The following is a 10,540-nucleotide window of genomic DNA, read 5'->3' as shown; positions in this document are numbered from 1 at the left end:
CTGCTCCACGCCCAGGCGGCCCGCTCCCGCACCTCCCGGGCCGCGGCCCGCCCGGACCGCTGGATGACCTGAGGCAGGGGCTGGACGGCCCGGGGCGGAGGGGGACGCGGTCCGGCGTCCGGCGGCGCCGCGCCGGGGTACTCCGCTCGGAGGCGGCCGGACGAGCGCTTGGGTAGGGCAGTCGAGGTAACTGCGGGTAGATGATATGAAACTGACGGTTGCTCCGGGTAGCGCTGATGACCGACGGGCCCTCGATCCGGTCCGCAATCGGCAACCGAAGGACAGCACCCATGAACATCCTCCGCACGGCACGCATCGCCGCCCCCGCCCTGGCCGCCGTCACGCTGACGCTGGCGTTCGCCGGCCCCGCGTCCGCGGCCCCCGCGTTCGTGATGCGCAGCGGCAGCCAGATCAACTTCGCCGCACTGCCCGGGGAGTCGAACAACGTCACCTTCAGCGTCACCAGCGGGTTCCTCACCGTGACCGACGCCGCGAACCCGCTGACCCCGGGCCCCGGCTGTGTCCAGTTCGGCAATGCCAACACCGTCCGCTGCGGCTCGGCGGGCACGGTGACCCGTATCCAGGCGTCGATGGGTGACCGGGACGACGTGGCCACCAACAACACCGCGATTCCGAGCGACATCGTCGGCGGGGAGGGCGACGACATCCTTGTCGGAGGCAGCGCCGCCGACCGGCTGACCGACTCGGACGGCTGGAACGCCTCCCCGGGTACGACCCTGACCTTCGACGGGCGCGGCGGCAACGACACCATCCTGAGCCGCAACGGCGGGTTCGACCGGGTCAACTGCGGCGAGAACGCGGGCGACTTCGACATGCTGCTGGCCGACTCGGCCACGCTCGACGCCGTCGTCCCGGGCACGTGCGAGTTCGTGCAGCGCTTCTGAGTCGCCCCGCCGGGCGGCGGCAGGCGAGCCCGCCCCGCCGCAGGGGTGGGTTACGCCGCCCCGCCGCCGCCCGCGCGGACCAGCCCGGTCTCGTACGCCAGGACCACGACCTGCACCCGGTCGCGCAGGCCCAGCTTGGTCAGGATGCGGCCCACGTGCGTCTTGACCGTGGCCTCCGACAGGACCAGGCGGGCGGCGATCTCGCCGTTCGACAGGCCCTGGGCGACCAGCAGCATGACCTCGCGCTCGCGCTCCGTCAGCCGTTCGACGTCCTTGTTCCGCGGTTCCGCCGAGGTCGACGGCAGCATCGGTGCGAACCGGTCCAGCAGCCGGCGCGTGGTGGAAGGGGCGACGACCGCGTCCCCGCTGTGCACCGAGCGGATCGCGGCCAGCAGCTCGCCCGGCGGGACGTCCTTGAGCATGAACCCGCTCGCGCCCGCCTTCAGGCCCGAGAAGGCGTACTCGTCGAGGTCGAAGGTGGTCAGGATGATGACCTTGGGGTGTTCCTCGGGCTCGCAGATGCGGCGCGTCGCCTCGACCCCGTCGAGCCGGGGCATGCGGACGTCCATCAGGACCACGTCCACCTTGGTGGCCCGCAGCACCTCCAGCGCCTCCAGGCCGTCGCCGGCCTCGGCGACGACCTCCATGTCGGGCTGTGCGGCGAGCACCATCCGGAAGCCGGTGCGCAGCAGGACCTGGTCGTCGACCAGCATCACGCGGATGGAGGGGCCGGTGGGGAAGGACATGGTCACCTTTTCTTCAGGGGGAGCAGAGCGCTGATCCGGAAGCCGCCGCCGGGCCGGGGGCCCGCGTCGAGGGTGCCTCCGACCATACCGATGCGTTCGCGCATGCCGATCAGTCCGTGTCCGGCGCCGTCGGCGCCGCCGTCCGTGTACAGCTCGCGGGCCGCGCCCCGGCCGTCGTCCTCGACGAGCAGGCCGAGCCCGTCGTCGAAGTAGACGAGCCGCACGCTGGCCTTCGCGGTGGGGCCGCCGTGCTTGCGCGTGTTCGTCAGTGCTTCCTGGACGATCCGGTACGCCGTCAGCTCCACGCCGCTGGGCAGCCTGCGCGGGGCGCCTTCGACCTCGAAGTCCACCGCGAGCCCGGCCGCCCGTACCTGCTCGACCAGTACCTCGATCTGCTCCACGTCGGGCTGCGGCACGTAGTCCTCGGACTCCTGGGGCTCGCCGGTGCGCAGGACGCCCAGCAGCCGGCGCATCTCGGCGAGGGCCAGGCGCCCGGTGCCGGAGATGGTCTGCAGGGCCTCCTTGGCCTGCTCGGGGGCCGCGTCCATCACGTAGGCGGCGCCATCGGCCTGGACCACCATGACCGAGACGTTGTGGGCGACGACGTCGTGCAGCTCGCGGGCGATCCGGGCCCGCTCGGCGGCGACGGCCACCTGGGCCTGGGCCGCGCGCTCCTTCTCCAGCCGCTGGTTGCGTTCGACGAGCTGGGCGTAGTAGGCCCGGCGGGTGCGCAGGGAGTCGCCCATCACCCAGGCGAGGGCGAACGGGATCATCATGAACACGACGAAGAGCGCGCTGTCCGTGGTGGAGGAGTTCTTGTCCACGCCGACGCGCAGGAAGTAGAGCGGGGAAGCGAGCAGCCCCCAGCCGAGCGCGCTGCGCGAGACCCAGCGCGGCACGTCGGCGGCGGCGACCGTGAAGAGGACGACGAGCATCGCGAAGTCGTAGAAGCTCACCTCCGCGCCGATGGCCAGCTGGTACAGGCCGGTGGCGACGGTGAGCCAGAACACCGGCACGGTCTGCTTGCGGCGCAGTCCCACGGCGGTGCTCAGCGCGATCACGCAGGGGGTGGCGAGCAGCGCGGAGCCGGTGCTCTGGTGCTCCGAGGCGACGATGGCCATCGAGAACCCGAAGAAGAGGACAGCCCAGAAGCTGTCGACGCCCGTCGGGTGTCTGCGGAGGAAATCGTAGAAGCGCTGCACGTAACCCAGAGTAGGGACAGCCGATAGGTGCTGGAGTCAACCAGAGGGGCGATCCGTGCGACGGGCGAGTACTACCGGAGGTGGAGGCGACCATAACCTTTCTCCGATGAGCACTCAGGGTGAAGGCACGGAGCAGGCGGGTCCGGTCCGCTGGAGCACGGCGATGGAGCGGGCGCTGTACGGCCCCGACGGCTTCTACGTCCGCCCCGGCGGGCCCGGCCCCGCAGGCCATTTCCGCACGTCCGTGCACGCCTCGCCGCTCTACGCGCGGGCCGTGGCCCGGCTGCTCCTGTGGGTGGACGGGGAGCTCGGCCGCCCGGAGGAGCTGGACCTGGTCGACGTAGGGGCCGGACGCGGGGAGCTGCTGGCCGGGGTGCTGGCGGCGCTGCCGCCGGAGACGGCCGCGCGGGTGCTGCCGTACGGGGTGGAGCGCGCGGGGCGGCCCGCCGGGCTCGACGGGCGGATCCGGTGGGTGAGCGAGCCGCCCCCGGGGACCCGCGGGCTGCTCTTCGCCAACGAGTGGCTCGACAACGTCCCCCTGGACCTCGCCGAGGACGGCCGCTACGTGGAGGTCGCGCGGGACGGTACGGAGAGTCCGGGCGGCCCCCTGGACGGGCCGGACCGGGCCTGGCTGGAGCGGTGGTGGCCGGAAGCGGCTGCGGGGGCGGACGTGGGTGCGGGCACGGGCGCGGGTGCGGGCCGGGCGGAGATCGGCCGGACGCGCGACGAAGCCTGGGCGGCGGCCGTCGGGACCGTGGAGCGCGGGCTCGCGGTCGCGGTGGACTACGCCCACACCCGGGACGCCCGGCCGCCCTTCGGGACGCTGACCGGATTCCGCGCCGGGCGGGAGACCGCCCCCGTGCCGGACGGGAGCTGCGACGTCACCGCGCACGTGGCGCTCGACGCGTGCGCGGGGCCGGGGGCGGTGCTGCTGACGCAGCGGGACGCGCTGGCCGCCCTCGGGGTCTCGGGGGCGCGGCCGCCGCTGGCCCTGGCCTCCACCGACCCGGCGGCGTATGTCCGTGCCCTGTCGGGGGCGGGCGAGGCGGCGGAACTCACCGCCCGGGGCGGGCTCGGCGACTTCGGCTGGCTCGTCCAGCCGGTCGGGGTGGCCCCCTGGCCGGGGTAGGCCTGCACACGTGAAGGCCGGCGGGCTGGAAAACCGGCCACTCAGGCGTTCGAGGAGCGGGGCCGGGACCTGGGGTCCCGGGGCCGGCCCCGGGAACGGGGCCGCACCCGGCCATGGTTCCGGGCGCGGCCCGGGGAACGGAGGAAGGGCGGGCAGGGGACCCGGAGCCGCGCAGCGGCCGAGCCCCCCACCCGCCCCGTGCGGACTACTCCGTGGCGTGGTCGTGGTCGTGGCCCTCGTGGAGGCCACCCCCGCTGCCCCCGCCGTTGCTCGGCTCGGAGACGACGGGACGACCCAGCGGCGCCAGGTCGAACGCGTAGTGCCCCACCGCGTCCGCGATGACGTCGACGTTGATGTCGAGCGCCTTCTGGTCGATGTTCGCGATCGTGTCGCCCTTGCCGTGGTAGTTCACGTCGTACGCGACCCCGGCCTGGCCGCCGAACTTCGCCGCCTGCTCGGGCGTCTTGATGCCCTCGGCGCCCGTGAACGTACCGCCCGAGGGGATGCCGACCTCGATGAACGGGCCGTAGTCCGAGCGGCCCGAGAAGTCGGTGCCCTCGCGCGGGATGCTCTTGGAGTCGAGGAAGTCGTTGATCCCCTTCTCCAGCTGAGCCGAGCCCTCCGGGCCGGGGCCCGCGCCGACCTTGTCCGAGTCGTCGCCGTCGTAGACGAAGTACGCGGCGTTCGGCGAGGCGATCATGTCGAAGTTCAAGTAGAGCTTGATCTGCTTCTTCTGCTCGTCCGTCAGCCCGGCGACGTACGCCTCGGAGCCGAGCAGGCCGAACTCCTCCGCCGACCACCAGGCGAACTTGACCTTGTTCTTGATCTTGTACTGGCTGTGGGCGAGGTTCTGCGCCACCTGGAGGATGCCCGCAGAGCCGGAGCCGTTGTCGTTGATGCCCGGGCCCGCCGCGACGGAGTCGAGGTGCGCGCCGAGGAAGACGGTGTTGTTCTCGTCCCCGCCCCGCGTCTCCGCGACGACGTTGTACGTCTTGCGGTCCTCGCGGAGCTCGCGGATGTCGAGGGTGACTTCGACCGGGCCCGCGGCGGCGTCCGCGGCGAGCCGCTCGCCCTCGGCCTGCGTGACGCCGCCGGTCGGGATCTTGCCCGCGTCCGCCGACCCTATGGTGCCGTTCAGGGCGCCCGCGGCGTTGTTGTAGATCACCGCGCCGACCGCGCCGGCCGTCGCCGCGTTCTGCTGCTTGACGGCGAAGGCGCAGCCGCCGCGCTTGATCAGCGCGATCTTGCCGGTGAAGGTGCCCGCGGCGAAGTCGGCGGCCTCGCAGCCGTTGGTGCCGTCGGCGTCGACCGGGGTGGCGGCGATCTGCGCCGTCACGCCGTTCGCCGGGCCGCTGGCGGTGTACGTCATCAGCTTGATCGGGACGTCGCGGCCGGCCGCGCCGTTGACCTTCAGGGTCTCGGCGACCGTCTCGACGTACACGAAATCGAACTCGTTCTTGGTGACCTTGTACCCGGCCGCGCGCATGACGAGCTCGACGTACTGGGCCGACTGGACGTGACCCTTGGAACCCGCCACACGGGTGCCCTTGTTGTGGTCGGCGATGGCCTGGAAGACCTTCAGGTGGTTGTTGGCACCCTTGCCGGTGGAGTCCTTGACCAGCTTTCGGGCCAGCGCGTCAGCCCGGGCGGCGTCGCTCTGCGGGCTGCCGGTGGCTCCGGCGGGTCCGGCGAGGAGCAGCGGGGAGACGAGGGCAGCGGCCGCCAGGGCGGCGGTGGCTGCGGCTATACGGCGTGAGGGCATGAAAGTCCTTCCACGGCAGATGCGCGTGCGCATGCGTATGGCGTGTGGCGTATGGCTTGTGGCGTGGGGCGTACGGCGGCTGGGCTGGGGCGTACAGGGGTGCGGGGCCGCGGATGCGGACGCAGGTCAGATGCGTTGCGCCGAGTAGGGGGAGCGGTGGACGCACGTTAGACACCAAGTGGCGGCCATGGCCAGACTTTTCACTGATTCCGGTTTGTGAAATCCGTATATCGGAGCATCTGAGCCGTCGAAAACAAGCCAGTGCCCGCTCTCCGCGCCAGGTCGCGCCCAGCGGGCCGCCGGGGGCCTACCGCAGGATGCCCTCGATGAAGTCGGAGCCGATCCGCGCGACCGCCGCCAGGTCCAGCTGGTGCTGGACGTACCGCCCTTGGCGGCGGGTCTGGATCAGCCCGGCCCTCTTCAGCACCGCCAGATGGCGGGAGACCTCCGGGGCGGTGATCCCGTGCGCGGCCGCCAGTTCGCCGGTCGTGTAGGGAGCGCGCGCCAGATTGCGGCACAGCATCATCCGCATCGGATGGGCCAGGGCCTCCATGCGCCGCTGCAGCAGCTCCACCGACCCCGGGGAGGAGGCCAGTTCGGGCGAGCCGAGCGGGTAGTGGATCACCGGGCGCCAGCCGGGGGCGTGCAGGACCAGCAGGTGGGGCCAGCCGAAGTTCGTGGGCACGAACAGCAGGCCGTCACCTATTCGGGCATCGGTGGCGGTCGTTGCCCCGTGGACCATCTTGTCCACCGTGATCGTGGTCAGCCGCTCGTCGACGCTCAGCGCCGAGGAGACCTCCTTCAGGGCGGCGGGCAGCCCCTTGCGGCGCAGCAGCTCCGCCTTGTGCCGGACGTCCGCGCTCTGACGGGGCTCGATGCGGCGCCAGGTCTCCGCGAAGAAGGCCTCGTCGCAGTCCTCCATCAGCCGGCGCAGCCAGACCCGGACACCTGCGGTGTCGTCCAGCACCCGCACGGCGAAGGCCAACTGCTGCGGCCCGCGTGCGGAGGCCGTCTCCAGGGCCTTCGCCCGGGCGAGAGGATCCGCGAGCGGGGACGGCCCTGCGCCGTCGTTGTAGAGGGCCAGCCGGCAGTGCTCCAGGGCCGCCGTCACGAACCGCTCGTCGTCCAGCCGGTCGAGTACGTCGAGCTCGGCGGCGAGGCCGGCGGCGGGCAGGCCGGAGCCGCCGGGAATCCCGGCGAAGGCCATGAAGATGTCGGCGAAGGAGCTGCGCCACATGAAATCGCCCTCCAGCAGCCGGTCCGCGAGGTCGGGGTCGAGGGCGGCCGCGGTGGTGGAGGTCCAGGAGGCGAGCCCGGGGTGATGGCCGGGCTGGGAGAGCGCGTGCAACGCCATGCAGAGCTCTGCGAGGGGGGACGGCGCGAAGCCGATCCGCTCCGCGGGGAGCCCGGTGATGTCGATGGTGACGCTCATCGGATCATTCTGCCGTCGCGCGGCCCTCGCGCTTGCCAGGCCGCGCCTGCTTCGGCCACCCGGCGGATGCGGCGGCCGTTGCAGGGGACCGGCCCCCGGGCCCCTGCGCCACCGGCGGGGCCGGGTTCTGGGCGGTGTCCGGCTGTGGGTGCGCCCCCGTCCCCGGCCCCCGTCCGGATTCGCTACAGGCGGGATACGAAGTCTGCGACTGCCGTGGTGACGTCGGTGTTCGTCCAGGACAGGCCCGGGCGGGTGACTTCGACCTCCGTCACCGACAGGCCGGGCGGGCCGTCGGGGGACCAGCGGCGGAAGAGGACCGTGCCCGTTTCCTCCGCCAGCCGGACGCCCGCCTCCGTGAGGCGGTCCGCGTCGTACGGGAGCCACACCTGGAACTGGTGGGTGTGCGGGACCTCCGGGTGGACCCGGAACCAGGGCACCTCCGGAGCCGCGGCGAGCGCCGAGGACATCGCGGACGCCACCGTGCGCGCCTTGGCCACGTAGGCGGGGAGTTGCGGCAGCTCCCGTTCCAGCCCGGCGAGTGCGGACAGCGCGGCCGGGAACTGGCGGAAGATCTGGCCCCCGTACCGGTGCCGCCAGACCTTCGACTCCGCCACGAGCGACGCGGATCCGGCGAGGGCGGCGCCGCTGAGTCCCCCGAGGGACTTGTAGAAGGAGACGTACACGGAGTCCGCCAGCGCCGCGATCTCCGCCAGCGACCGGCCGAAGTGGACCGTCGACTCCCACAGCCGGGCCCCGTCGAAGTGGACCACCGCGTCCCGTTCCCGGGCGGTGTCCACCAGGGCCGACAGCTCCTCCCAGGTCGGGAGCAGGAAGCCCGCGTCCCGCAGCGGAAGCTCCAGCATCAGCGTCCCGAACGGCTCCGGCAGCTCGGCGAGCTCGGACGCGGTCGGCTGGCGCGGTTCGCCCGTCGGGTGGACGGTCCGCAGCCCCGAGACGACGGACAGCGCACCGCCCTCCCACCGCTCCGGATGGCTCATCGGGTGCAGCGCGACCACCGGGTTCCCGGTCCGGCCGGCCCAGCAGCGCAGCGCGATCTGCTGGGCCATGGTCCCGGACGGGAAGAACGCCGCGTCCTCGGTGCCGAGCAGCTCCGCGACCCGTCGCTCCAGCCGTTCCACCACCCCGTTGCCGTAGATGTCGCCCGGCTCGTCGGGGTCCGCAGCCATCCCGCCCAGCTCCGCCAGCAGTTCCCCGACCGTGGCCTCCCGCAGGCTGTTCGACAGCTTCCGCCCGGCCGCCCGCCCCGCGGCCACCATCCGCGCCGACATGTCGTCCGTCACGTCGTCAGTGGTCCGTTCCGCACCCGGTGCCCCGGCCTCGGGCGTCACCCGAGCGGCCGCCCGGTCTCCGGCTGCGCCCGTGCCCCGCGGTCCGGCCGGGCTCGCTCCCGCCGCGCGTTCCGCCGCCGCGTCCGGTTCCGCGATCCGCTCCGCCCCCGTGGCCCGCTCCGCCGCCGCGTCCGGTTCCGCGATCCGCTCCACGCCCGTGCGCCCGCCCGACCCGGCGCCCGGCGCCGAGCCCGGCTCGGCGCCCGCCCCCGCGACCCGTTCCGCCGCCGCCGCGGCCACCGCCCGCTCCGTGTCCTGGTTCATGCCCCGATCATCGCCGACCGGCCCGCACACCAGGGGCTAGCATGGCGACGTATCGTCCGGTACCCCCCGCGGACCGGAACGGAACGGAAGGCCTCCCCCGCGTGAACACAGCCCCCCAGGCGGAGCGCCCCGCCCGGCTCTCCGTCGGTGTCGTCGGAGCCGGCAGGGTCGGCCCGGCGCTGGCCCGCGCCCTGCAGCAGACCGGGCACCGGCCCGTCGCCGTGTCCGGCGTCTCCGACGCCTCGCGACGCCGCGCCGCGCGGATGCTGCCCGACGTGCCCGTCGTGTCCCCCGCGCAGGTCCTCCAGGCCTCCGACCTCGTGCTGCTGACCGTCCCCGACGACGCCCTGCCGTCCCTGGTGGAGGGCCTCGCCGAGACCGGCGCGGTCCGCCCCGGACAGCTCCTCGTCCACACCTCCGGGCGGTACGGGGTCGCCGTGCTGGACCCCGCGCGCCGCGCGGGCGCGCTCCCGCTGGCCCTGCACCCCGCGATGACCTTCACCGGCACCGAGGTCGACGTGCAGCGCCTCGCGGGCTGCTCCTTCGGGGTGACGGCCCCCGACGAGCTGCGGCTCGCCGCCGAGGCCCTGGTCATCGAGATGGGCGGGGAGCCCGAGTGGATCGCCGAGACGAACCGCCCGCTCTACCACGCGGCCCTCGCCCTCGGCGCGAACCACCTGGTCACCCTGGTCGCCCAGTCGATGGAACTGCTGGCCAAGGCGGGCGTCGAACACCCGAACCGGATGCTCGGCCCGCTCCTCGGCGCGGCCCTCGACAACGCCCTGCGTTCCGGTGACGCCGCCCTGACCGGCCCGGTGGCCCGCGGTGACGCCGGTACCGTCGCCGCGCACGTCTCGGAGCTGCGCAAGCACGCCCCGGGCACGGTCGCCGGGTACCTCGCGATGGCCCGTACGACCGCCGACCGGGCCCTCGCGCACGGTCTGCTCAAGCCCGAACTGGCCGAGGACCTCCTCGGGGTACTCGCCGACGGCGCGACCGGCATCGACCCGGGCCCCGGCCCCGAGGGACGCGAAGGCGGCGACCTGTGATCCTCCTCGACACCGCAGACGCACTGCACCGCCTGCCCCGCGCCGCCGCCGCGGCCGGGTCCGCGGCCGGCCGCCGCGCCGTCGTCATGACCATGGGAGCCCTCCACGAGGGCCACGCCACCCTGGTCCGCACCGCCCGCGCCGAGGTCGGTCCCACCGGCCAGGTCGTGGTCACGGTCTTCGTCAACCCGCTCCAGTTCGGGGCGAACGAGGACCTCGACCGCTACCCCCGCACCCTCGACGCCGACCTGGCGATCGCCGAAGAGGCCGGCGCCGACGCCGTGTTCGCCCCGGCCGTCGACGAGGTCTACCCGGGCGGCGACCCCCAGGTCCGGATCAGCGCCGGCCCGATGGGCGGCCGCCTCGAAGGCGCCACCCGCCCCGGCCACTTCGACGGCATGCTGACCGTCGTCGCCAAGCTGCTCCACCTCACCCGCCCCGACCTGGCCTTCTTCGGCCAGAAGGACGCGCAGCAACTGGCGCTGATCCGGCGCATGGTGACCGACCTGAACTTCCCGGTCGAGGTGGTCGGCGTACCGACCGTGCGCGAGCCGGACGGGCTCGCGCTGTCCTCCCGCAACCGCTACCTCTCCGCCAAGGAGCGCGGCACCGCCCTCGCCCTCTCCCGCGCCCTGTTCGCCGGCCGCGACCGGCTCGCCGCGCAGTGCGCGCTGCGCGCCCGCGCCGAGGCGCAGGCCCCGC

Annotated in this window: 9 protein-coding genes; 4 read left to right on the top strand and 5 right to left on the bottom strand. The window is 73.6% G+C overall.

The genetic code is table 11. The features are described from left to right. The first annotated feature begins 290 nt into the window (after positions 1 to 290). The gene (locus ABZY57_RS30155; protein ID WP_356517297.1) at positions 291 to 905 is read left to right on the top strand and encodes a hypothetical protein; all 615 of its coding nucleotides are present in this window, start codon (positions 291 to 293) and stop codon (positions 903 to 905) included. Between the two features lie 50 nt (positions 906 to 955). Here ABZY57_RS30155 and ABZY57_RS30150 read toward each other — a convergent pair whose 3' ends face one another. Together ABZY57_RS30150 and ABZY57_RS30145 are read right to left on the bottom strand one after the other, a co-directional pair. Next, positions 956 to 1,651 carry a response regulator transcription factor gene (locus ABZY57_RS30150; RefSeq protein ID WP_356517295.1) on the bottom strand — a complete coding sequence of 232 codons (696 nt, stop codon included), beginning with the start codon at positions 1,649 to 1,651 and terminating at the stop codon, positions 956 to 958. Positions 1,652 to 1,653: 2 nt separating this feature from the next. After that, complete coding sequence (locus ABZY57_RS30145) at positions 1,654 to 2,853, bottom strand: sensor histidine kinase (RefSeq protein WP_356517293.1); 1,200 nt, start codon at positions 2,851 to 2,853, stop codon at positions 1,654 to 1,656. Positions 2,854 to 2,959: 106 nt separating this feature from the next. Here ABZY57_RS30145 and ABZY57_RS30140 point away from each other — a divergent pair, with 106 nt between their 5' ends. Continuing rightward, entirely contained in the window at positions 2,960 to 3,982 is a 1,023-nt protein-coding gene (locus tag ABZY57_RS30140; protein WP_356517291.1) for an SAM-dependent methyltransferase, read from the top strand. 205 nt (positions 3,983 to 4,187) lie between these two features. Here the strand turns inward: ABZY57_RS30140 and ABZY57_RS30135 are convergent, their stop codons facing one another. The 3 genes from ABZY57_RS30135 to ABZY57_RS30125 form a co-directional block, all read right to left on the bottom strand. Continuing rightward, positions 4,188 to 5,744: a M28 family metallopeptidase gene (locus ABZY57_RS30135; protein WP_356517289.1), complete on the bottom strand. Its 1,557-nt coding sequence runs from the start codon at positions 5,742 to 5,744 to the stop codon at positions 4,188 to 4,190. Positions 5,745 to 6,051: 307 nt separating this feature from the next. Beyond that, positions 6,052 to 7,176, bottom strand: coding sequence for a DUF5937 family protein (locus ABZY57_RS30130; RefSeq protein ID WP_356517287.1), 1,125 nt, complete (start codon positions 7,174 to 7,176; stop codon positions 6,052 to 6,054). 182 nt (positions 7,177 to 7,358) lie between these two features. Continuing rightward, positions 7,359 to 8,465, bottom strand: a complete 1,107-nt coding sequence (locus ABZY57_RS30125) for a beta-eliminating lyase-related protein (RefSeq protein ID WP_356517301.1) — start codon at positions 8,463 to 8,465, stop codon at positions 7,359 to 7,361. 365 nt (positions 8,466 to 8,830) lie between these two features. On the opposite strand from ABZY57_RS30125, the gene ABZY57_RS30120 reads away from it, so the two are divergent. Both ABZY57_RS30120 and panC read left to right on the top strand, forming a co-directional pair. Then, the gene (locus ABZY57_RS30120; protein WP_356517285.1) at positions 8,831 to 9,838 is read left to right on the top strand and encodes a DUF2520 domain-containing protein; all 1,008 of its coding nucleotides are present in this window, start codon (positions 8,831 to 8,833) and stop codon (positions 9,836 to 9,838) included. Positions 9,839 to 9,861: 23 nt separating this feature from the next. Then, on the top strand, positions 9,862 to 10,540 hold a 679-nt coding region (panC, locus tag ABZY57_RS30115; protein WP_356517299.1), incomplete at its 3' end, for a pantoate--beta-alanine ligase.

Origin of the sequence: Streptomyces sp. NPDC006450, from assembly GCF_040612195.1 — a bacterium.
Lineage (GTDB): Bacteria > Actinomycetota > Actinomycetes > Streptomycetales > Streptomycetaceae > Streptomyces.
Note: the sequence above shows the minus strand (reverse complement) of the source record. Positions and strands in the feature narration are given on the sequence as shown.